Origin of the sequence: Bacillus sp. FCW2 (assembly GCF_021228595.1) — a bacterium.
Lineage (GTDB): Bacteria > Bacillota > Bacilli > Bacillales > Bacillaceae > Bacillus > Bacillus velezensis.
Genome location: NZ_CP089436.1, coordinates 3,945,352 through 3,966,170, shown reverse-complemented (window position 1 = coordinate 3,966,170; position 20,819 = coordinate 3,945,352). Strand labels below are relative to the sequence as shown.

The window sequence follows — 20,819 nt, the reverse complement described above, 5'->3', positions numbered from 1 at the left end:
CCGGAAAAGGCCTTGTGTCAGCCTTTATCAGCAGTCCTTACATTTTGTTATGTTTAAGAAGCCCCGGCTTCTTCATATTCTAATGCTTCAGAGTCACCCAAACGATGATACTCATTTAAAACAGCATCCTGGATCTTGCCCCGCGTGCTGGAATTAATAGGATGAGCAATATCGCGGAATTCTCCATCAGGGGTGCGTTTACTCGGCATCGCAACGAAAAGACCATTGTTTCCATCAATCACACGAATATCATGTACGACAAATTCGTGATCCAGCGTGATGGATGCAATCGCTCTCATGCGACCATCGGTATTCACGCGGCGTAATCTTACGTCAGTAACTTCCACAGTAGTTCACCACCTTTTCCCTATATAAAAGCATTAGTCTAACAATTCCACGATTCTTTTTAAATTCCTGCACGTTTCAAAAAGTTTTTTTGAAAATATAGGATATACATACACAATTAGGTGATAAACCATATTTGGGGATCATATACTGCATAAAAAAAGTGATCCCGGAGACCGGAACCACTTTTCTGAGATTTAAGATTTCACCAGCGCAATGACTTCAATTTCCACGAGAGCGTCTTTCGGCAGTCTCGCCACTTCCACACAAGACCTTGCCGGCTTATGTACATCAAAGTATTGTCCGTACACTTCATTCACTTCCGCAAACTGCTCCATATCAGCAATAAACACCGTTGCTTTTACAACCGTCTCGAGCGAAGCGCCCGCTTCTTTCAGCACAGCTTTTAAATTGCTGAACACCTGATGCGTTTGTTCTGTGATATCACCGTTTACCATTTCTCCTTCAGCAGTAAGAGGAATCTGGCCTGAGCTGTAAAACATGTTGTTTACGATGATTCCCTGTGAATATGGCCCGATCGCTGCCGGCGCGTGTTTTGTATGGATTGCTTTTGTCATTTTTCTGTCTCCCCATTCTTTAAATGCTGTTCTTTAAAAAATCGCAGAAAATTGCCGTTTTGAATCTCAATCGTTTTGTCTTTCATATTGATGGTTGAAAGCGTGAGCAGTGACATGTATTCATCGACAAGCCGTTCATTCACTCCCTCGGCTTCAACCAAGACGCCTATTCCCGCGACGTTTGCATTAAACTCATCAAGCAGGCTGATCATGCCGTTAATGGTGCCGCCGGCTTTCATAAAGTCGTCAATAATCAAAACGTTCGAACCCGTAGCCAAACTTCTTTTCGCAAGCGACATCGTTTGAATGCGGTTAGATGACCCTGATACATAATTGATGCTCACCGTGGAGCCTTCCGTCACTTTGTTGTCCTTTCGCACGATGACAACCGGAACGTTCAGATAACTGGCCGCTGCGTAAGCAAGAGGGATTCCTTTTGTCGCAACGGTCATCACCACATCAATCTCCCGCTCCGCAAAAACGGAAGCAAAAAGCCTGCCTACATGAGAGAGGACAGATGGCTTTCCTAAGATATCCGTTAAATATACATAACCGCCCGGAAGGATACGCTCAGGATTTACTAAAGACTGTCCCAGCTCCTGTATAAACGCTTCTGCTTCAGCCTGTTTCACTTTCGGAATGTATTTGACGCCTCCGGCAGCTCCCGGCACTGTAAGCAGCGTCCCAATGCCTTGCTGTTCAAAGGTCTGTTTAATAATCGTTAAATCTTCACTGATTGATGACTTTGCTGATTGATACCGTTCTGAGAAAAACGTTAACGGTATTAATTCATGCGGATGGGTTAACAAATAATTTGTTAAGTCCACCAATCTGCCGCTGCGACGAAACTTCATGAACTTACCCCCAAAATCCGAATAATTTAAAAATAATATAACTTAACATACGGATTTAATCAAGAGCATTCTGTTCGCCGATCATCCGCACCGCGTACACTTGATCACAGAAACCTCTTAACCCGTTATAAATCCGCTGCACCTTCGATTCGTATTGAACCAAACCGAATACAGTCGGTCCGCTTCCGCTCATTAACACCGCATCAGCGCCGAAGCGTTTCATTTGATTTTTAATCATCGCCACCTCGGGATGGAGGCTGAGCGTAACCGACTCCAATACGTTTCCTAATTGTCCGCATACCTTTTGGAAGCTTTTTTCTTCAATCGCGTCAATCATCGCCTGCACATCAGGATGCCGAACCTGCTGTAAGTTCAGCCGGCGGTACACTTCGGCAGTCGATACCCCGATCGTCGGTTTGGCGAGCACGACCCAGCAATGAGGCGGAGCACTGATGTGCCTGATCTTCTCACCGCGTCCGGTTGCCAGGGCAGTGCCTCCGTATACACAGAAGGACACGTCTGAACCGATTTCAGCTCCAAGCTCCGCGAGCTCTTCGACAGAAAGCTTTAAATCCCAAAGCCTGTTCAGCCCTCTGAGCGTGGCTGCCGCATCGCTGCTTCCGCCGGCAAGGCCTGCCGCAACAGGGATCACTTTTGTAATCATAATGGAAACGCCTTTTTTGACTTGAAACCGTTCTTTAAGCAGTTTGGCTGCCTGATAAGCCAGATTCCTTTGATCATCCGGAACAAAGCGATTATGCGACGCCACTCTGATAACGTTTTCGGGCAGTTCTGTCAGTTCAATCCGATCTGCCAAATCAATTGTCGTCATGATCATCTCCACTTCGTGATAACCATCCGGGCGTTTACTCGTCACATCGAGGGACAGATTGATTTTGGCCGGCGCTTTTTCTAAAATACGCATAGCTTTCACCTACTTCTCCATCTAAACATAAGTATGAACATTGTATCACATTTGGAGACCCGGAGGTACTTATCCGAAATTGACGCCGGTTTTGACAGCCGATAGAAAAAACCGGGGAACGGATTGTCCCCCGGGCCACTGCATTATCGGTTATTTTGGTTCTGAGCCGCCATCTGCTGTTCGGCAATCTCAATCGCGCGCTTTACCATATTCCCGGCGTCACGCGCCCGAATGCCTCCCCAGCCCTCGTTTTTCACCGTATCGTAAAAACCAAGGTCCTTCGCCAGCTCATATTTGAACTCATCTGACATAACTCCACGACGTCTGCCCAAACGAAACAACCCCTTTTATAGAATTGATCACCATTCGTGCACGCCACGATAAAACATGTGACACTTATAGCTTCCGTTTAATCGGCTGAAACTTTCGAGGGAATAATTAGAAGAGCTTTGGAAGGCAAAACAAAAAGCAGTAAACAAAAGGTTCACTGCCCATTAAAATGCTACTGAGCTTGCCGCATCGTCATTGAATGTCAATTCAACAGTCTCAGTCAGAATATCAGCATAACTGTATGAAACTCTTTCAAACGAATTCTCGTCTTGATCTAGTTGTATCACAAAAACAGAAGGGTACGTCTCAGCTAAAATGCCCGAACGCTCAATCGTTTTTCGGCGGCCGCCGTTTGCTTTTAACGTAAGCCGTTTACCTAAATTCCCATCAAGCGATCTTTTTATATCGGACAACGTCTTCGCCATTGCATCCACCTCACTACATTTATTGTACAACAAGAGCCCAATTTTGTCAAATAAAATTTAAATTATATCAACGTTAATAAGTCATTGTCAACAAAATTATTTTGACAAAATTCTATTGATTTCTGCGTTATTTTTCACAAGTTCCGGAAATTTATGTATCAATATGTAAAATAATTAACCCGCATAGCGAAATATATGCGGGTTTTATCACTCATCCATTTGATTTATACGGCATACCGACACGCAGCACACCCTTCGTTTCAATTCCTCCCAGCCCTTTCTCTCTCGTCAGCGTATTTCTCAGGACATCCCATACATTGATCCGCTCCATAAACGGGGTGAAGCTGATTTTCGCGACAATATATACCGGGTCAAGCGCATGGATATTGACGCGTGACGGCGAACTTGCAAAATTCGCGCCTGCCCTGATTAAAGACTCGAAATGAGATTGGCACGCCCCCGCGAATATGACCAGCTGATCCAAATGAGGTACTTTACGCCTCGCTCTTTGAACGGTTTCGACAAAGTGTTTGGAATGCCTGTAGGCGCTTAAATCGTTCACGCCTCCCTTATGCTTGGAATATGCATCATGGCCGGTGATGACTAAAATATCCGGCCTGTATTTATCAAGCAGCTCGTCAATTGATGCCGGCATTTTTTTCTCATGGCAATGAATTCCGTATACCGGCACACCGATTTTTTCATAAAAGTTCAGGCACTTTTTCAAATAGGCCTCATCGCCGTCCAGATGCAATACCTTTCCGGGCATATGAAAGTAGTGCTCCTGATGCTGATATTGATTTGTCGCATAATATTCCTGTTTTTCCCGAAGCAGCTTATAATCCTGGCGGAGCAGCTCGAGAGATTCATTCATCCTGCTTTCATCTCTTTTCTTTCTCATGGCCTGTTCGTCTTTTCTGACAGGCTCCAAATCAGAAAAATCAGCATCCGCAATCAATCTGACTTCGTCACCATGCAGGATGGCAATTGAATTCCCATTGCTTGTTTGCTCTATACCGATAATGCGAAATAAAACATCCATTTGATAGGATTTCCTGGCTACCATATCTCCTATTTGAAATTGCACGTTACCCACTCCACAAATAGACTAAGCCTCATCATGAAAGAAGTCTTGGCAAATACACCTCTTTCCGCTGCGGCGCTTGATGTTTCAAGCTTTTCTTGCAGTTGAATGAATAAGGTTCTCCTCTAGCCTATGTAGCGGCAGTCCAAGTGGTGACGCAAAACAAAAAGCCCTCTTAGAAAAGGGCTTTATGCAATCCGTTGGACAGGAGCGCGAATTCTTCTATGGACAGGGATTCACCGCGCCGCTTTCCGTCAATATTCGTTTCTTGAAGAACTTCTTCAATTTGAGCTTTTTTCTCTTTTCCGCCCGGAAGATTGTTCACAAGGTTGTTCAGCAAGGTTTTCCGGCGCTGTGCGAAGCTTGCTTTAATCAGCTGGAAGAAAAACGGTTCATTATCGACGTCAACCGCCGGGCCGTCACGAAGCAAGAGACGGATGACGGCTGAATCGACATTAGGCTGAGGCACAAACACCGTTTTCGGGACGGTCATGACGGTTTTGGCCTCCGTATAGAACTGAACCGCAATGGAAAGCGATCCGTACTCCTTAGAGGAAGGATCAGCGGCCATCCGCTCAGCGACCTCTTTTTGCAGCATCACGACAATTCCTTTTAACGGAAGATGTTCTTCCAATAGCTTCATGATGATCGGCGTCGTCACATAATATGGGAGATTCGCCGTCACCATAATTTCATCACAATCCTGAAACTGCTCTTCAATGACGGATTTGACGTCTGCTTTCAGCACATCTTGATGAATGATCGTTACATTGTCATACGGAGACAGCGTATCATTGAGAATGGGCAGCAGGCGCTGATCAATTTCAAACGCGACGACCTTTTTCGCCCGTTTGGCAAGCTGCTCTGTCAGCGCGCCGATTCCGGGCCCGATTTCAATGACTCCGGTCCGATCCGTAATTTCCGCATGGTCCACAATTCTGTCCAATATATTTGTATCAATTAAGAAATTCTGTCCCAGACTCTTTTTAAAAGAGAAACCGTACTTTTTCAGAATTTCCTTCGTTCTGATAGGTGTCGCGATATCTTTATTGTTCATCCTGTTCCTCCTGCCTCATAGCATCGAGCGCATCAATAAAATCACTTCTTTTGATTTGAAACATTTGCAGCCTTTTTTGAAGCTGCTTGCCGTTTGTATAGCCGATCTTCAGCAGGTCGCCCAATCGTTCGCGGCGTCTTTTGGCAGCCGGTCCGCCGATCAGACCGGCCTGTATGACATCTTCAGCTGAAATCTCACTCGGCTTTGCATCCATCTCTTCATGCACATTTTCCAGACATGCTCTGATGCTTTCAATGGATGCGTGCTCAACGCCAATGCCGCGCTTGTTTTTCGGTTTGGCAAGATGTTTGGGCAGAAATGCGTGTTTACAGCCGGGTACTGCTTCAGAAATGGTTTTCCGGATCTTTTCCCCCGGAAAATCCGGGTCCGTCAGCACGATGACCCCTCTCGTTTCCTGCGCCAGCCGAATCTGCCTGATGACTTCGTCTCCGATTGCGGAACCGTTTGTCTCAATCGTATCCGCATCAACGGCAAGTTTTATGCGCGCAGTGTCATCGCGTCCCTCGACTACAATAATTTCTTTAATTTTCATTACTTCCTCCAAAAAAAACTTTTTATATCCAAAACGAAACCTTTGCTTGCATGTCACGTCTAATATACTGAAAATACACTTTACCTATTATAACGAAAAAAACAGAGGGCGCAAAACCCTCTGAGTGAATCGGAATTAATTTAAAATTTTTATTTTGACCTGTTTCTTTCCCCAGCGGTAAGCCGAAGATTTTTCAGGGAAAAAGACATCAATCCGTCTTCCTTTAATGGCTGAGCCCGTATCAGCGGCCACGGCATCCCCGTATCCGTCTACGTGGACTCTTGTGCCGAGCGGGATGACGCTTGGGTCTACCGCAATGACTTTGGCATTCGGATTGCTTGTCAGGTTAACGCCTGTAGCCGTATGGCCGGAACAGCCGCTGCAGCTTGCGGTATAAGCCGTGGAAGACACGGTAATCACTTTACCGGAAGATCCGGTTTCGCCCGAAGATGCCTTCACAGGTGCACTGAGCTGCTCAATCTTGGGACTGTGCCGCTTTGTGCCGACCGCAATGATCTGATCTTTGCTTTTTTCAGATGTTTCTTCTTTAACAAGCTTTCTTGAAACTTCTTTTCCATTTTCTTTGACAACATGAAAATGCTTTTTAAGTTTGCCTTCTTTTCCTTTTTGAACGATCTTTTCTTTCCCGCTGTCGAGAGACGCATCTTCTTTTTCTTTCACTTGATACGCTAATTTTTCCTCAACTACATCGGTGACTTTTTCGATACGAGTGATTTGTATGCCGGCCTGATTTTTTGTGAGCTTTTCGTGTAATGCCGGTTTTACTTTATCTTCGTCTTTCATGTCCATCTTATGCTGCGTTAAAAAGTCAGCGACCGTAGTCGAAGTCGTCCATATTTTCTTTTTCTTTCCCGCATCATTTACAGTGACCTGAAAAGCCGGGTCGACCGTGACTTTCATGCCGTTTGTCACTTTCGTATCTGCTGCTGGATCTATTTTATCGTGCTGATTCACAGGTGTATGCTGTTCGTTCAGAAATGCGCCGACTGTTTTTGCCGTTGACCATAAAGTCTTTTCTTCTCCGCCTCTTGTCACACGGATCTGCTTTGCAGCTTCATACACGACATTCATGTTGTCTGCCAATGCTGTCTGCTTAGACGGGGTAATCCGGTCTTCATTTCTCGTCTCTATATGTAAATCTTCCAGAAGTTCCCCAACCGTTTTTGCATGAGTGCGTATTTGCTTTTTCTTGCCGTTGATGGAAACAGAAACTGATTGTTTTGAGAGCTCATGTGCCCCGTATGCAGTCCCGGTTCCGCCCAGCAGAATAATAGCTGCAATAAGAATAACCTTGCTTTTACCAAGCTTTACGGAAAACAGTTTTTTCATTTTTTGTGTGATGAAAAACGCCTCCTTCTCCTCGGAGAGATTATATAGAGTATCTAAAATGCTGTCAACCCTCCCATCTCGAAGATGAAAAACCTTCAGCGTATCCCTCATTATGCAAAAACAAAGCAAAAAAAGGAAGAGAGACATATCGACAACCTATCTTATGAGGAGAAGGAAGCTTGTAGAACGGTTTTACATATCCACTGAATCGGACAAGCCTTTACACGTTACGACAGCGCATTCTGTCAGTTCATGCGGAAAAGTCTTTTTGCGTTTTCGGTTGTAATTGAGGCAATTTCTTCATATGTCAGCCCTTTTAATGCAGCGAGCTGTTCAGCAACATATTTTACATAGCTTGGCTCATTTCGTTTACCGCGGAAAGGATGCGGTGTCAGGAAAGGACAGTCCGTTTCAATCAGCAAACGGTCATTCGGAATTTCCTTTGCTACTTCTTTTGGTTTCTTCGCATTTTTGAAGGTAACCGGTCCGCCGAATGAAATATAAAAATTCATATCCATACACTGCCGCGCAACCTCCGCGCTCCCCGTAAAGCAGTGCATAATGCCGCCGACTTCTTCCGCCCCCTCTTCTTTCAAAATCGTGACAACATCTTCCGTTGCATCACGATTATGAATGATAATTGGAAGGTTCACTTCTTTGGCGAGAGCGATTTGTTTCCGAAATACTTCTTTCTGAACGTCTTTTGGTGATTTATCCCAGTGGTAATCAAGGCCCATCTCTCCGATTGCCACGACTTTTTCGTGAGAGGACAGTTCCTTAATCCATGATAAATCTTCCTCTGTCATGTCAATTGCATCTACCGGATGCCAGCCGATCGCAGCGTATATAAAGTCATATTCCTCAATCAGCTCCATCGCACGCGTGATAGTGGGTTTATCGAATCCGACAACGACGATTCGTTCAACTTTTTCAGCCTTTGCACGCGCAATGACTTCCTCTAAGTCTGTGTCAAATTGTTCGGCATTTAAGTGCGCATGTGTATCAAAAAGCATCATAAAAACTCCTTTCTTGTTGAAAAACAAAAGGTGTTCGACGGAATGTTACACGTGAAACACCTTTTGCATCTATTTATTTAATTCGAGTGCCTTTCGGTAATGACTGGTCGACAGCTACAACTTTGAGAACGCCGTCCGATTCTCCTGCCAGTATCATTCCTTGAGAAAGCTCGCCTCTCAGTTTTACCGGTTTTAAATTCGTTACACAAATGATCTTCATTCCCACAAGCTGATCCGGTGTGTAATGCTTCGCGATACCTGATACAACTTGGCGCTGTTCAAAGCCCAGATCAATTTGCAATTTCAGCAGCCGATCTGCTTTTTTCACCGGCTCTGCGGACAAGACTTCTGCGACGCGAAGTTCTGTATCCATAAATTGATCAAACGTAATTTCAGGAAGATGCTCTGCTTCTTGCGGCTCTTCCGCCTTTTCTTCTTTAGCAGGAGCAGTTCCTTGCATTTTTTGCTTGATGTAAGCTACTTCTTCTTCAGCTTCAAGACGAGGGAAAAGCGGCTCCCCTTTTTTCACTTTCGTGTTCTTCAATTGGCCGAATGTCTGAATGCTGTCCCATGCTTTAAGAGACTGATCCTCAACTCCTAGCTGGGCAAACATTTTTTCAGGCGTTTGTGTCAAGAAAGGCTGGAGCAATACGGCTGAGATACGTAATGATTCAGCTAAATGATACATGACAGAACGTAATTCTTTTTCTTTTTCCTGATCTTTAGCAAGCACCCACGGAGCAGTTTCATCAATATATTTGTTCGTACGGCTGATTAATTGCCATAGCGTTGATAAAGCGACTGAAAACTCCATGTTTTCCATTGCCTTTTCATAAGCTTTAACCGTTTCACCGGCTACAGAAGAAAGCTCTGAATCAAAATCTGTCACATTTCCTTCATATGAACCAATCTCGCCGTCAAAATATTTTTGGATCATTGCGACTGTACGATTCAGAAGGTTTCCTAAGTCGTTCGCCAAGTCATAATTAATCCGTTCTACGAAACCTTCCGGCGTAAAGACACCGTCTGAACCGAACGGTACTTCGCGAAGCAGGTAATAGCGAAGTTCATCCAAGCCGTAGCGTTCAATTAACGTTACCGGATCAACGACATTTCCTTTTGATTTCGACATTTTTCCGTCTTTCATCAATAACCAGCCATGCGCGAATACTTGCTTAGGCAGCGGGAGATCAAGCGCCATCAGCATAATCGGCCAGTAAATGGTATGAAAACGGACAATTTCTTTACCGACAAGATGGACGTCCGCCGGCCAGTACTTTTTGTAAAGCTCATCATTTTCCGTATCGTAACCGAGCGCTGTAATATAGTTGAACAGTGCGTCAATCCATACATACACGACATGCTTCGGATTTCCCGGTACTTTTACGCCCCAGTCGAACGTCGTTCTGGAAACGGCCAAATCTTCAAGCCCCGGTTTAATGAAGTTGTTAATCATTTCATTTTTGCGTGATTCAGGCTGGATGAAAGAAGGATTTTCCTCATAAAACTTCAGCAGGCGGTCTGCGTATTTGCTCATGCGGAAGAAGTATGACTCCTCTTTGATTAATTCGACCGGGTGTCCGCTGTCAGGGCTTTTTCCGCCGACAACCTCACCCTTCTCATTTCGTTCCACATCCACCAGCTGTGTTTCCGTATAGAATGTTTCATCAGGGATGCTGTACCAGCCCTCATACTCATCCAGGTAAATGTCACCATTATCAAGAAGTTTTTGAAACACTTTCTCGATAATTTCTTTGTGCCGGCTTTCCGTCGTCCGGATGAAATCATCGTGAGAAATGTCGAGCTGCTTCCATAGTTTTTGGATTTCAGCAACTGCGCGATCCACATAAGCTTGAGGCGTGATATTCTCTTCCTCCGCTTTCTGCTGGATTTTCTGTCCGTGCTCATCCGTTCCGGTTAAGTAGCGTACGTCAAATCCTTTTAATCTTTTGTAACGCGCCATCGCATCGCCGGCCACGGTAGTATAAGCATGGCCGATATGTAATTTTCCGCTCGGATAATATATCGGGGTTGTAATATAAAAAGTATTATTGTCTTGCGGCATGTTGCAACCTCCCATTCAGAATGTCGAAAAGCTCACGCCCAAAGGACGAGAGCGGTTTTATTTGATATACAATATTGATATTTGTCCTCTATCTATGATACCATCTTAGCCTTTAAGATCAAGGATATATACGTACTGCGCGTAAAAGAGTAAATAAAATTAAAAATTTTTATTGAAATTAAAAAAAGTCTTAACATGTCGAAATTTGTCGTATATAATCTACTAATATAAAACATCTTGGTTCGAAAGTCTTGATTTAAAAGGATTTTCAGTAGGATAATAGGTTCGAAAAAGCAGTCAAAAAGCCTGTTATTTCAGGATTTCCAAGGCTTTACTTACTATAAGAACTAATTCTTACAAACAATAGCAAACAAAAAGATTGACGATTATTGGAAACCTTGTTATGCTAGGAATGTAAGGAATTTTGTCGAATAATGACGAAGAAAAATATAAACTACAAATAATTATCTCTCGGGAGGAGACTGTTAATGAAATCTACTGGTATCGTACGTAAAGTTGATGAACTTGGACGCGTAGTTATCCCTATCGAACTTCGCCGTACACTGGGCATCGCAGAAAAAGACGCTCTTGAAATTTATGTTGATGATGAAAAAATCATCCTTAAAAAATATAAACCAAACATGACTTGCCAAGTAACTGGTGAAGTTTCTGATGATAACCTTAAACTTGCCGGCGGCAAATTGGTACTCAGCAAAGAAGGCGCTGAGCAAATCATCTCTGAAATTCAAAACCAGCTTCAAAACCAAAAATAAGCTATTTCATACAAAAACCGTTCTTGTTACGACACAAGAACGGTTTTTTTATGATTGAATGTGATAAGCGTCATAAATCTCGCGTTTCGGCACGTCCCGATCTACCGCTGTTTGTTTTATGGCCTGTTTGGAAGAAGATCCTTCATTTATGTAATGCTCCACATGTTCTTTCTCAGAAAGCTCCGTCCACCAAGGCTTTTCCTCTTCATCCGGTTCAGCGGTTTGATTTCCTTCGACAACGAGACAGAACTCACCGCGGATTTGATCTTCATTTGCCCATTCAATCACCTCGGCGATGGTTCCTCTGATGAATTCCTCGTACTTTTTCGTTAATTCTCTCGTGACAGCGATGGTTCGATTACCCAAAACGTCATGCATTGCTGTTAATGTTTCTTTTAATCTGTGCGGCGCTTCGTAAAATATCATCGTTTCCTGCCGTTTTTTCAGGAGTTCGAGTTCTTTCTTCTTTTCTTTTTTCTGTCTGTTTAAAAATCCGTAGAAGAAAAACGGCTGCGGGGTGATGCCTGATGCGGTCAGCGCGGTTAATGCCGCATTTGCACCCGGAAGCGGAACGACATATCCGCCGATTTGGGTGAAATCTCTCACAATCTCAGCCCCCGGGTCGGAAATTGTCGGCATGCCGGCATCACTGACCAATGCCACATTCTTTCCGCTTTTCAGCCATTCAATGATTTTATGGCCGCTGCTTTCTTTATTATGTTCATGATAGCTGATGAGAGATGTGTCTATGTCATAAACATGGCACAGCTTTTTCGTCTGTCTCGTATCTTCGGCAGCTATGACATCGGCCGATTTCAGCGTCTCTACTGCACGAAAGGTCATGTCCTCCAAATTGCCGATCGGTGTAGGAACAAGGTACAGAGTTCCCATTTCAGATTTTCCGTTAAAACTCATCTGGCGTCTTAACATATACAGCCTCCTTGCTGCGTTGTTTTTCTTCTATATATTGCTCTTTTTTCTTTCGGGTCAGCTGTTTAAAACGGTATTCCGCCTGCATCGCTTCCCGTTTTGTTTCAAATGATTCCGCATGGCATAACAAAACCGGCCTCCGCGCCCTTGTGTACTTCGCGCCCTTTCCCTCATTGTGGGTTTTCAGCCGTTTTTGCAGATCATTTGTATAACCGGCATACAGACTGTTGTCATTGCACAGCAGCACATAAAAGAAATGACTATTTGTCTCCATATAAAATCGTGCGGATCTCTTTCGTATATTCATTTTGTTCATTGTATACGAACAGCGGGGGAAGAATTTTGAGATCAGGGCGGCCGCCTTTAATTCCTTCAACCAAAATGGTATTCGCTTCTTTACCTTGTTTCGGATAAATAAACTGAACCCGTTTCGGTTCTATTCGGTACGCTTTCATTAATTCAAAGATTTCCAAAAGCCTCCCCGGCCGATGAACGAGAGCCGCTTTTCCGCCTTGCTTCAGCAGTTTGCTGCTGACGGAAATCACATCTTCAAGCGTGCAAAGAATTTCGTGCCTTGCGATTCTGAGATGCTCGTTCAGGTTCTGCTCCGCCTCTTTCGGTGTTTTAAAATAAGGCGGATTGCAGGTGACAACATCATATTTATTATGTCCGAGTCTTTCCGGCATATTTTTCAGATCATCATGAATGAGACTGATCTGACCGCCCAGCCCGTTGTATTCCACGCTTCGGAGCGCCATATCATACAAGCGTTCCTGAATTTCAACGCCGGTGATATCGGCTTTTGACCTTGTGCTGAGCAAAAGCGGCACAATGCCGTTCCCCGTGCATAAATCAACGATGTTCCCCTTTTGAATCGGAACGTATGCAAACTTAGACAGCAGCACGGCATCTAATGAAAAAGCGAAAACCGTCGGACTCTGTACTATTTTCATATCCTCTGCTAATAAGTAATCCAATCTTTCATCATCACGTAATGAAACCATAATCTTATTCCTTTCGGCACTCTTTGAAAAAGGCTTCCGACATCAGCGGAAGCCTTTTCCTTATTTTTTATTTAAGAAGGACAGACAAAAAAGGCAATCTCCCTTGCGGACGCTCCCATAATGGACGTTGCAAATATGAAAGCCTTCTTGATACAGCCGGGCCAGATTGTCGTACCCTTCTCCTATATCACTCTGCTCTGCCTTCTGTGTTTTTGTTTCTTTCTGATCGGCTTTGAATTTCTCAATTTGCTCTGTCGTGTCATCAAGCCGCTTACGCAAATGCTTATTTTCAAGCTGAAGATGGTGATTCTCTTCAATCATTTCGCCGATATGCTGCTTTAAGTCACCCAGCTGACGGTACAGCGAACCGATTTGTTCCTCCAGGTTTATGACAGTATCAAATAACTCTTTTTTATCCAAGGTTCCACACCTCGTTAATCTGTGGTTTGTGCGGATACGACGCCCTCTTCCAAGAGCTCTTCCCAAGTATATTCTATCACTTTTTCACGATTCTTCAGTTCCACCTGAAGCACCCGTTCCAGAATATTAAGACCGACAACCTTTGCGGGGCCGTTTGCCGTCGTAATCATTTCGCCTAAATCCGGCAGCTGTTCTTTCGCCGTCTCATACTCATCATTTTCGTACTTCAAACAGCACATCAAACGGCCGCACAGACCGGAAATCTTCGTTGGGTTCAACGATAAATTTTGATCCTTCGCCATTTTGATGGACACTGGTTCAAAATCACCGAGGAACGTGGAGCAGCAAAGCATTCTCCCGCATGGTCCGATACCGCCGAGCATTTTCGCCTCGTCCCTCACCCCGATTTGGCGCAATTCGATTCTCGTTTTAAAGATAGAAGCCAAGTCTTTGACCAATTCCCTGAAATCAACCCGTCCGTCTGCTGTAAAGTAAAAAATGACTTTATTGCGGTCAAATGTAAACTCAACATCAACCAGCTTCATATCTAAGCCGTGGTCAGCCACTTTTTTCTGACAGACTTCAAAAGCGGACAGGGCCTCCTGTTTGTTTTCTTCTACAATGAGAAGATCGCGTTCATCAGCAACGCGTATGACCTTTCGAAGCGGAAGCACAACATCATGCTCGTCCACTTGTTTATTTGCGATGACAACCTGCCCGTATTCGACACCTCTTACGGTTTCAACAATGACGCAGCTGTCTTGTTCTATATCAAATCCGTTCGGATCAAAATAATAAATTTTTCCCGCTTTTTTAAAGCGGACGCCTATTACGTTGTACAAGCTTATCCCTCCTGCAACGTTAACACCAAGTGCTCCATTAATCCCTGCACATTCACATTGGAATGAAGCCGTTTTTTTGCTTCTAAAACAGCGAGAATTTGGTTCGTAACGCTTTGTTGTGTAAATTGCAGCGCATGCTGTTTTATTGATTGGAATAAGTCTTGATAAATCAGTTTATCTTCATTTCCAATTTGGATGGATAATACATCACGGTATATCAATAAGAGCATATCAAGACCCATTTCTTGATGGGTTTTTTCTTTGAAAAAGGGCACCCACTGATCCTGAATGAAGAAAAAGGCATGTCCTTTCCGCTGATGTAAGACTTCATACAATTTTATCACTTTCGCTCTGGACTCTGCAAACTCATCATTTCGACTTAATTCGACTGCTTCCGCAATATTATTTGTCATATTTGCTAAGAGCCGGGCCATGTGAGGGCTCACTTCCTGTTCAATCAGCCTTTCTTCTATGGCTTTCGGCTGAAGCGGCTGAAACGGAAGAACCTGACATCTCGAAACAATGGTATCCAGTATTCGGTGGAGCTGCTCAGTAATAAGAATTGCGATGGTGTCTTGACTCGGCTCCTCTAAAAATTTCAGCAGACTGTTTGCTGCATTTGTCGTCATTTGATCCGCATGGGATATAATGTACAGCTTTTTATGCGATTCCAGTCCTGTTTTGGAAAACTCTTCCTGAAGCGATTGGATCTGAGCCTTTTTAATGGATAATCCGTCGGGCTGAACCACATGCAGGTCGGGATGGTTTCCGGATTCGATACGCTTACAGTTCCGGCATTCCCCGCAAGGCTCAGTCCCGTCTTCAAGGCAAAAAAAGCTTTTTGCGAGAAGCAGTGCGGCATCCAATTTGCCCGTACCTTTTTTGCCTTCAAACAGATAAGCGTGAGAAAGCCTTTTCTTTTCAATGCTGTTATGCAAAAGCCGCATCACTCTGGGCTGCTGCCCGGTCATTTCCTTCCATGATATTGCCATTGTATCACTCTCTATGTGTAAAGGTTAATCAATAAACCTTTTATTTCTCCGATTCGATCCAGCAAATCAATTGCCGGTTTTTCCTGATCTAACATTTCTTCCGTCAGCTGAAGCAGTTTTTCATCTATTTCTTTCACAAGCCCCAGAGTCCGGCTGCTGCCGTACAGGTCAAAGCTTTTCTCCGTCTCATGCGATAATCCGCTGTCTACGGCCTCTTTTACAAAGCGTTTTACCAATCCTTTGAATTTCGCTAAGTCTTTAAAGTTTCTCGACTTCGTCAGCCTTTTCCCGAACGTTTCTATATCCGTTAAGAACCTGCTCAGCTGATCAAATTTCAGCTTGCTGCTTTGGCTGTCCATTGAACTTTTAAACGTTCCGGACAGCTCTGCCGCTTTATAAGCAGGCTGCTGCTTTTTCTCAATAAATGTACGTAAGTCAGAATTTATTTTCACGTCGTCAAATCCTTAAAATTGATGAAATTCATCGACCGGGAGGACAAAGACCGTCGCTCCGCCGACTTCCACTTCGACGGGATATGGAACGTAGGAATCCGCATTCCCGCCCATCGGGGATACCGGGGCAATCATCTGATCACGTTTACAGCCATTCTCTTTAATGAGGCTGAGCGCTTTATCGACACGGATATCTTCCACCCCGATCATAAACGTCGTATTGCCTGATTTAAGGAATCCGCCTGTTGTCGCAAGTTTCGTCACCCTGAAGTTGTGGTCGGTTAATACTTTCAAAAGCCTGTTGCTGTCCTGATCCTGCACCACTGCCACTATTAGTTTCATTCTCTAGGCCCCCTTTAGGTTGGAAAGAACATTGTCGTTACATTCATTATAGCAACTTATGAGGAACAGGTCACAACTGAATTTTTTTCAATGCTTCATTTATCACTTGAAGTGCGTCCTGAATGACGAGTTCCTTCTTTTTCGATGCGTCGATTGTATGGAATCTTTCCGGAAAACGCTGCATTACCTTTTGGTATCCTTCCCGTACTTTCGTGTGAAAGTGCAGGGCCTCAAGATCGAGACGATTCTTTTCTCTTGAATCATTCGACGTAATCCGTTTCAACCCTTCTTCCGGCTCAATAGAAAAATAGATGGTGACATCAGGCATCGTATCGCCGATTGCAAACTGGTTGATAGAAAGAACTTCATCAATCCCGAGCCCTCTCGCATAGCCTTGATAAGCCAGCGAACTGTCGATGAAACGATCGCACAGCACAATGCGCCCTTCTTTCAATGCAGGCTGCACCTTTTCGGCTAAATGCTGTCTTCTCGCCGCAGCGTAAAGCAGCGCCTCCGTTTTTGCATCCATCAGTGTATTGTTTTTATTTAAGATCACTTCTCTGATCTGTTCCGCAATGTCGATGCCGCCCGGTTCTCTTGTCGCTGTCACCGGGAACCCCTCTGCCGACAGAATCTCTTTCATTTCCTGAAGCACAGTCGTTTTCCCTGCACCTTCAGGACCTTCAAATGTTATAAATAAACCGCTCATGATTTCTCCTCTTCTATATAGACAAGTAATTGTTCCCCGTTTAATAAGCCTTGAATATGCGCGTCCATGCCGATTAAACGGGAAAGCTTTTGTACGATCTCTTCTGTTATCCGTTCTCCGTCCATGATCAGCGGAATTCCCGGCGGATAAGGAATAATGTTCCCCGCATGCAAGCGCCCGGCCGCCTTATTTATATCTGCAGGCTCTTTTGTAAACTTCCGCATCTCATTTTGCGGATATTCAAGTGTCGAAATGGACGGAAATGTCCAATTCACGGCATCCGGCAATTTATCGGGCGGTGTATTCTCCAGTTTCTGCTGTATGTTTCTTACGGTTTCCTGTTCTATCATCCGCCGGCCGCCTATCGGCAGGACGAGCAATACTTGGTATTCGTCAGCCAGCTCGGCAACAATGTCTTCACTCTCCAAAATACGTTGTAATGAATAGCCGGAATGTCCGAGCTTTGAGCGAAGAATTAATTTTAACGGATCCGCCCGCAGCCCATATCCGGAAGGCTCGATTATTTCAATAGAAGAAATTGATGCGAACCTTCCTTTGATTTTCTCAATGTGCTCCATATGAATGGGAAGTGTTCCTTTTTCAGCAATATCCTGTACATAAGCGCGCGCCGTATCTAAAGATGCCATAATCGGGTATGACGGGCTGCTGCTTTGCAAACTGCTTATATAATAAGTTAATCGGTCTCTGTCAATTCTGGTGCTGTTCAAATGAAAGTAAGACCCCATCGTCATAGCCGGAAGCGTTTTATGAGCCGATTGAACAACAGCATCCGCCCCCATAGCCAATGATGAAGGCGGGAAAGGCTGGCCTAACACAAAGTGAGCCCCATGAGCCTCATCCACCAGTACAGGAACGCCGTATGAATGGGCTTTGTTAACTGCCGCAGTCAAATCGGCGGCGTGTCCATAGTAAGTCGGGTTGGTCAGCACAAGTCCTTTCGCGTTCGGATATGACGCCAGCGCTTTTTCGATGACTGAAAGGGATACATGTGCCGGCACATGCATGTTTTCATCGATTTCCGGCGACAAATAAACCGGCTTGGCTCCGGCCAATGCCGCCGCATGGAAAACAGACTTGTGACAATTACGCTGGATCAGAATGGGTTCACCCGGTTCACAAACAGCTAAAATCATCGCCAGATTGCCGGCGGTCGTTCCATTGACGAGAAAGAAGCTTTCCTGAGAGCCGTAAAATCTGCTCACCAAATCCTGCGCTTCCTTAATGACCCCCGTCGGGTGATGCAAATCATCAAGACCCGTGATCTCAGTCATATCAATAGATAAAAGAGATTGATATACAGATTTGGCTTCATCAAAAAAGACATCTCCATTGTGATGTCCCGGAACATGAAAAGAATACGTATTTCGGTGCGCATGCTTCATCAGCGCTGTATATAAAGGTGTGTCCATTTTTAAACAAATCCTTTGCCTGTCTTTCTTATTATATCGTGACTGCGAGCCAACTTAAAGCTAAGACTTTTTGCCATCTAGCCGTTATCCCGGCCGGCCCCCATATCACGCAGCTTCTTTTTTAAATCGCCTTCCATGATAACAAGCTCCTCCTCGGCACGCCTGCGTTTCATCCTGCCTTCTTCTTGAATAGACATGATTTCTTCAAGTGTGCTGACTAAGCTTTCCTGCACTTTTTTGAGGGTCTCTGCCTCAACAAGCCCGCGCTCATTAGCTTTGGCGGTCTCGACTGTACTTGTTTTCAGAAGTTCGGCGTTTTTCAGCAGCAATTGATTTGTCGTATCCGCCGCCTTCTGCTGCACATCTGCCGCACTCCGCTGCCTCATAAGCGTCAGCGCGATGGCGACTTGATTCTTCCATAAAGGAATAGCCGTAACAATGGAGGACTGAATTTTCTCTGCCAGTGCCTGATTCGTGTTTTGAATCAGGCGGATTTGCGGCGCACTCTGGAGCGTAATCTGCCTGCTCAGCAGCAGATCATGCACCCTCTTATCCAGACGGTCGGCAAACTGGCGAAGATCATTCACTTCCTGCGCGGCCATTTGATTGTGTTCTTGTAATTCGGCTTTTCTTGCCGCTTCGGGTATCAGCTTTGTTTTCAGCTCATCTAATTTTAATTCCCCCGCTGCTATATACATAGTTAAATCAGAAAAGTATTGTTTATTTTGGGCGTACAGCTGATCTAACAATTTATTGTCACTCAACAGCACATTTTTAGAATGTTCCAGCCTTCTGCTGATACGGTCAATCTGCACACTTGTCTTTTGATATTTCGAAAGCACTTCCTGCACAGAACCGGATACCCTTTTAAACAGCCGGGCGAAAAACCCTTTGTTCTTCATCTGCAGATCATCGGGGTTTACCTGGTCAAGCTTCAGCATCAAATCAGCCAGTATCTGTCCCATCTCTCCTGCATCTTTTCTTTGCACGTGCTCTATCATCGTGTGGGAAAATTCCAGAAGATTCGCCTGCGCCTGTGAACCAAACAGAACAATGCTTTGCATATTCCCAGGATCCAGTTTTTCAGCGAGCTGAAGTGCCGCTTCTCTTGTTTCTTCCGGCAGCGTATCTGCAAGCTTTAGAGGGGTCTGGTCATTTTGGGCGTCCATGCTGTCGTCGGAACGGTCTTTGGCCATTTCCTTCTTCCTTTCTTATTTTCTCAGTGAATGCTTTGCCATATCTAATTCAAAGTGCAGGTCGTCGATGTCCTCCTTCATCAGTTCATGAAGATCCTCTTCCAGCCTTCTGGAAAGCTCTGCTAGAGTCATCCTCGTCTCACTCAAGGACATTGATAAATCTTTATTTTTTCGCGGCTGTGAGGAGAGCAGAGCATACTTTTCCGTCAGTTCCACAACAGAATCAAGCGTTTGATAATAGAAACGCTCTGCCTGATAAAAACGCTTCGGCTCCTGCTTTGTGAGCAGATATATTCGTCGGGTTATCCGCAGTATCTCTGCATTCTGCTTCAGCATTTGTATACTTTTAGAGCGAAAAAGCGCCCTGCGTAATCGAATGATTTTGCCCTTTGCTTCCTCAAGATTTTCCTTGATATAAGCATATTCTTTTCTTGTCAGCCGGTGTTTTTTTAAAAAGAGACGCTTCGCATTCCACAGACCGGCCGCACTGACTGCGGCTCCGCTGGCTGCCCCGTATAAAAGCGAATACAGAAAAGGCTGATGCCCTATCGTAAAGAAGGTTATCCCCGCTAATACAAAAACTGTGCTGCCGCAAAGCGTCCATTTCATATATTGAATAAACGGTTTCATACTTGATCGACTCCTATTTATTCACTTTTATCAGTATTATCTATTACATTCCATGTCTAAACAAGTTTCTCTTCTTATCGTATCAGTTCTTTTATAAAAAGTGTAAAAACTCCTCTGATTTCAGGCAAAAAAAAGACCCTTTTCAGGGTTAAGAATATAACGTCGGTGTATGAAGGCTTTTCAGTTTACGAACGAAAAATTCATAATTCGGATCAGAGGTCGGAGTGGAAACTACTTTCTTCTCACACTCTAAACATATAAATTTCGTATAAATATGGATTCCCCTGCTTTTTTTGGTTTCACACACAATACATGTTTCTTCATGGCTGGACGTTTCATTCATTTTGCCCACCTCCGTATGAATAGCCTTCCCTTAAGCTGTTGATTGTATACACAATTTGGATCTTTTTGAAGTTTACAATTAGTATATGGGCGTTTCCGTATTTCGGTGTTTGTTTTGTTTTTATTCAAAAACAAAAAAGGCAGCTCATCATGAGCTGCCTTTACCGTAATAATA

The 20,819-nt window shown here is 44.3% G+C and carries 26 protein-coding genes; 1 reads left to right on the top strand and 25 read right to left on the bottom strand.

What is annotated here, in order from left to right:
* Positions 1 to 53: 53 nt before the first annotated feature.
* From spoVG to metG, 12 genes are all read right to left on the bottom strand, one after another.
* Positions 54 to 347, bottom strand: coding sequence for a septation regulator SpoVG (spoVG, locus tag K3G25_RS19765; RefSeq protein ID WP_004264660.1), 294 nt, complete (start codon positions 345 to 347; stop codon positions 54 to 56).
* 195 nt (positions 348 to 542) lie between these two features.
* On the bottom strand, positions 543 to 923 hold the full coding sequence (gene ridA, locus K3G25_RS19760; protein WP_004264663.1) for a 2-iminobutanoate/2-iminopropanoate deaminase: 381 nt from the start codon (positions 921 to 923) through the stop codon (positions 543 to 545).
* Complete coding sequence (gene purR / locus K3G25_RS19755; RefSeq protein WP_004264666.1) at positions 920 to 1,777, bottom strand: pur operon repressor; 858 nt, start codon at positions 1,775 to 1,777, stop codon at positions 920 to 922. The genes ridA and purR overlap by 4 nt, the downstream gene beginning before the upstream one ends.
* Before the next feature lie 55 nt (positions 1,778 to 1,832).
* A complete protein-coding gene (gene ispE / locus K3G25_RS19750) occupies positions 1,833 to 2,702 on the bottom strand; it encodes a 4-(cytidine 5'-diphospho)-2-C-methyl-D-erythritol kinase (RefSeq protein ID WP_007409927.1) in 870 nt (289 codons plus the stop codon).
* 143 nt (positions 2,703 to 2,845) lie between these two features.
* Positions 2,846 to 3,034: a small, acid-soluble spore protein, alpha/beta type gene (locus K3G25_RS19745; protein WP_011996172.1), complete on the bottom strand. Its 189-nt coding sequence runs from the start codon at positions 3,032 to 3,034 to the stop codon at positions 2,846 to 2,848.
* 162 nt (positions 3,035 to 3,196) lie between these two features.
* Complete coding sequence (veg, locus tag K3G25_RS19740; protein WP_003218330.1) at positions 3,197 to 3,457, bottom strand: biofilm formation stimulator Veg; 261 nt, start codon at positions 3,455 to 3,457, stop codon at positions 3,197 to 3,199.
* 211 nt (positions 3,458 to 3,668) lie between these two features.
* On the bottom strand, positions 3,669 to 4,544 hold the full coding sequence (yabG, locus tag K3G25_RS19735; RefSeq protein ID WP_004264691.1) for a sporulation peptidase YabG: 876 nt from the start codon (positions 4,542 to 4,544) through the stop codon (positions 3,669 to 3,671).
* 172 nt (positions 4,545 to 4,716) lie between these two features.
* Positions 4,717 to 5,598: a 16S rRNA (adenine(1518)-N(6)/adenine(1519)-N(6))-dimethyltransferase RsmA gene (gene rsmA / locus K3G25_RS19730; protein WP_004264694.1), complete on the bottom strand. Its 882-nt coding sequence runs from the start codon at positions 5,596 to 5,598 to the stop codon at positions 4,717 to 4,719.
* Positions 5,588 to 6,151, bottom strand: a complete 564-nt coding sequence (gene rnmV, locus K3G25_RS19725) for a ribonuclease M5 (RefSeq protein ID WP_014416722.1) — start codon at positions 6,149 to 6,151, stop codon at positions 5,588 to 5,590. Before rnmV ends, rsmA begins: the two co-directional genes overlap by 11 nt.
* A 135-nt stretch (positions 6,152 to 6,286) precedes the next feature.
* Positions 6,287 to 7,612 carry a resuscitation-promoting factor gene (locus K3G25_RS19720; RefSeq protein WP_014720609.1) on the bottom strand — a complete coding sequence of 442 codons (1,326 nt, stop codon included), beginning with the start codon at positions 7,610 to 7,612 and terminating at the stop codon, positions 6,287 to 6,289.
* Positions 7,613 to 7,746: 134 nt separating this feature from the next.
* The gene (locus tag K3G25_RS19715) at positions 7,747 to 8,514 is read right to left on the bottom strand and encodes a TatD family hydrolase (protein WP_021494159.1); all 768 of its coding nucleotides are present in this window, start codon (positions 8,512 to 8,514) and stop codon (positions 7,747 to 7,749) included.
* Positions 8,515 to 8,590: 76 nt separating this feature from the next.
* Positions 8,591 to 10,582 carry a methionine--tRNA ligase gene (gene metG / locus K3G25_RS19710; protein WP_104679163.1) on the bottom strand — a complete coding sequence of 664 codons (1,992 nt, stop codon included), beginning with the start codon at positions 10,580 to 10,582 and terminating at the stop codon, positions 8,591 to 8,593.
* 482 nt (positions 10,583 to 11,064) lie between these two features.
* Here metG and abrB point away from each other — a divergent pair, with 482 nt between their 5' ends.
* Complete coding sequence (gene abrB, locus K3G25_RS19705; protein WP_169510469.1) at positions 11,065 to 11,355, top strand: transition state genes transcriptional regulator AbrB; 291 nt, start codon at positions 11,065 to 11,067, stop codon at positions 11,353 to 11,355.
* 48 nt (positions 11,356 to 11,403) lie between these two features.
* Here abrB and rsmI read toward each other — a convergent pair whose 3' ends face one another.
* From rsmI to K3G25_RS19640, 13 genes are all read right to left on the bottom strand, one after another.
* Positions 11,404 to 12,285 (bottom strand): 16S rRNA (cytidine(1402)-2'-O)-methyltransferase, encoded by an 882-nt coding sequence (gene rsmI, locus K3G25_RS19700; RefSeq protein ID WP_014416718.1) that lies wholly within the window; start codon positions 12,283 to 12,285, stop codon positions 11,404 to 11,406.
* Complete coding sequence (locus K3G25_RS19695; RefSeq protein WP_099721929.1) at positions 12,260 to 12,559, bottom strand: GIY-YIG nuclease family protein; 300 nt, start codon at positions 12,557 to 12,559, stop codon at positions 12,260 to 12,262. The genes rsmI and K3G25_RS19695 overlap by 26 nt, the downstream gene beginning before the upstream one ends.
* Positions 12,546 to 13,289 carry a tRNA1(Val) (adenine(37)-N6)-methyltransferase gene (locus tag K3G25_RS19690; protein WP_004264717.1) on the bottom strand — a complete coding sequence of 248 codons (744 nt, stop codon included), beginning with the start codon at positions 13,287 to 13,289 and terminating at the stop codon, positions 12,546 to 12,548. The genes K3G25_RS19695 and K3G25_RS19690 overlap by 14 nt, the downstream gene beginning before the upstream one ends.
* 60 nt (positions 13,290 to 13,349) lie before the next feature.
* Complete coding sequence (gene yabA, locus K3G25_RS19685) at positions 13,350 to 13,709, bottom strand: replication initiation-control protein YabA (RefSeq protein WP_004264720.1); 360 nt, start codon at positions 13,707 to 13,709, stop codon at positions 13,350 to 13,352.
* Between the two features lie 14 nt (positions 13,710 to 13,723).
* Positions 13,724 to 14,551, bottom strand: coding sequence for a competence/sporulation regulator complex protein RicT (ricT, locus tag K3G25_RS19680; RefSeq protein ID WP_004264723.1), 828 nt, complete (start codon positions 14,549 to 14,551; stop codon positions 13,724 to 13,726).
* 2 nt (positions 14,552 to 14,553) lie between these two features.
* The gene (gene holB, locus K3G25_RS19675) at positions 14,554 to 15,543 is read right to left on the bottom strand and encodes a DNA polymerase III subunit delta' (RefSeq protein WP_007409919.1); all 990 of its coding nucleotides are present in this window, start codon (positions 15,541 to 15,543) and stop codon (positions 14,554 to 14,556) included.
* Between the two features lie 11 nt (positions 15,544 to 15,554).
* Positions 15,555 to 15,995: a YaaR family protein gene (locus K3G25_RS19670; protein ID WP_004264730.1), complete on the bottom strand. Its 441-nt coding sequence runs from the start codon at positions 15,993 to 15,995 to the stop codon at positions 15,555 to 15,557.
* A 12-nt stretch (positions 15,996 to 16,007) separates the two neighbouring features.
* Positions 16,008 to 16,337 carry a cyclic di-AMP receptor DarA gene (gene darA / locus K3G25_RS19665; RefSeq protein ID WP_004264734.1) on the bottom strand — a complete coding sequence of 110 codons (330 nt, stop codon included), beginning with the start codon at positions 16,335 to 16,337 and terminating at the stop codon, positions 16,008 to 16,010.
* A 70-nt stretch (positions 16,338 to 16,407) separates the two neighbouring features.
* A complete protein-coding gene (tmk, locus tag K3G25_RS19660) occupies positions 16,408 to 17,046 on the bottom strand; it encodes a dTMP kinase (RefSeq protein ID WP_129091975.1) in 639 nt (212 codons plus the stop codon).
* Positions 17,043 to 18,476, bottom strand: a complete 1,434-nt coding sequence (locus K3G25_RS19655) for an aminotransferase class I/II-fold pyridoxal phosphate-dependent enzyme (protein WP_232489477.1) — start codon at positions 18,474 to 18,476, stop codon at positions 17,043 to 17,045. The genes tmk and K3G25_RS19655 overlap by 4 nt, the downstream gene beginning before the upstream one ends.
* Positions 18,477 to 18,553: 77 nt before the next feature.
* Positions 18,554 to 19,672: a toxic anion resistance protein gene (locus tag K3G25_RS19650; RefSeq protein WP_029974643.1), complete on the bottom strand. Its 1,119-nt coding sequence runs from the start codon at positions 19,670 to 19,672 to the stop codon at positions 18,554 to 18,556.
* Between the two features lie 15 nt (positions 19,673 to 19,687).
* Positions 19,688 to 20,302 (bottom strand): 5-bromo-4-chloroindolyl phosphate hydrolysis family protein, encoded by a 615-nt coding sequence (locus K3G25_RS19645; RefSeq protein ID WP_014416714.1) that lies wholly within the window; start codon positions 20,300 to 20,302, stop codon positions 19,688 to 19,690.
* A 148-nt stretch (positions 20,303 to 20,450) separates the two neighbouring features.
* The gene (locus tag K3G25_RS19640) at positions 20,451 to 20,645 is read right to left on the bottom strand and encodes a sigma factor G inhibitor Gin (protein WP_007409914.1); all 195 of its coding nucleotides are present in this window, start codon (positions 20,643 to 20,645) and stop codon (positions 20,451 to 20,453) included.
* Positions 20,646 to 20,819: the final 174 nt, after the last annotated feature.

Bases quoted from the DNA above. Each gene is read 5' to 3' on its own strand.
- ridA (WP_004264663.1), bottom strand. From the start codon at position 923: ATGACAAAAGCAATCCATACAAAACACGCGCCGGCAGCGATCGGGCCA.
- purR (WP_004264666.1), bottom strand. From the start codon at position 1,777: ATGAAGTTTCGTCGCAGCGGCAGATTGGTGGACTTAACAAATTATTTG.
- ispE (WP_007409927.1), bottom strand. From the start codon at position 2,702: ATGCGTATTTTAGAAAAAGCGCCGGCCAAAATCAATCTGTCCCTCGAT.
- veg (WP_003218330.1), bottom strand. From the start codon at position 3,457: ATGGCGAAGACGTTGTCCGATATAAAAAGATCGCTTGATGGGAATTTA.
- rsmA (WP_004264694.1), bottom strand. From the start codon at position 5,598: ATGAACAATAAAGATATCGCGACACCTATCAGAACGAAGGAAATTCTG.
- rnmV (WP_014416722.1), bottom strand. From the start codon at position 6,151: ATGAAAATTAAAGAAATTATTGTAGTCGAGGGACGCGATGACACTGCG.
- K3G25_RS19720 (WP_014720609.1), bottom strand. From the start codon at position 7,612: ATGAGGGATACGCTGAAGGTTTTTCATCTTCGAGATGGGAGGGTTGAC.
- K3G25_RS19715 (WP_021494159.1), bottom strand. From the start codon at position 8,514: ATGCTTTTTGATACACATGCGCACTTAAATGCCGAACAATTTGACACA.
- metG (WP_104679163.1), bottom strand. From the start codon at position 10,582: ATGCCGCAAGACAATAATACTTTTTATATTACAACCCCGATATATTAT.
- rsmI (WP_014416718.1), bottom strand. From the start codon at position 12,285: ATGTTAAGACGCCAGATGAGTTTTAACGGAAAATCTGAAATGGGAACT.
- K3G25_RS19695 (WP_099721929.1), bottom strand. From the start codon at position 12,559: ATGGAGACAAATAGTCATTTCTTTTATGTGCTGCTGTGCAATGACAAC.
- K3G25_RS19690 (WP_004264717.1), bottom strand. From the start codon at position 13,289: ATGGTTTCATTACGTGATGATGAAAGATTGGATTACTTATTAGCAGAG.
- holB (WP_007409919.1), bottom strand. From the start codon at position 15,543: ATGGCAATATCATGGAAGGAAATGACCGGGCAGCAGCCCAGAGTGATG.
- darA (WP_004264734.1), bottom strand. From the start codon at position 16,337: ATGAAACTAATAGTGGCAGTGGTGCAGGATCAGGACAGCAACAGGCTT.
- tmk (WP_129091975.1), bottom strand. From the start codon at position 17,046: ATGAGCGGTTTATTTATAACATTTGAAGGTCCTGAAGGTGCAGGGAAA.
- K3G25_RS19655 (WP_232489477.1), bottom strand. From the start codon at position 18,476: ATGGACACACCTTTATATACAGCGCTGATGAAGCATGCGCACCGAAAT.
- K3G25_RS19650 (WP_029974643.1), bottom strand. From the start codon at position 19,672: ATGGCCAAAGACCGTTCCGACGACAGCATGGACGCCCAAAATGACCAG.
- K3G25_RS19645 (WP_014416714.1), bottom strand. From the start codon at position 20,302: ATGAAACCGTTTATTCAATATATGAAATGGACGCTTTGCGGCAGCACA.
- K3G25_RS19640 (WP_007409914.1), bottom strand. From the start codon at position 20,645: ATGAATGAAACGTCCAGCCATGAAGAAACATGTATTGTGTGTGAAACC.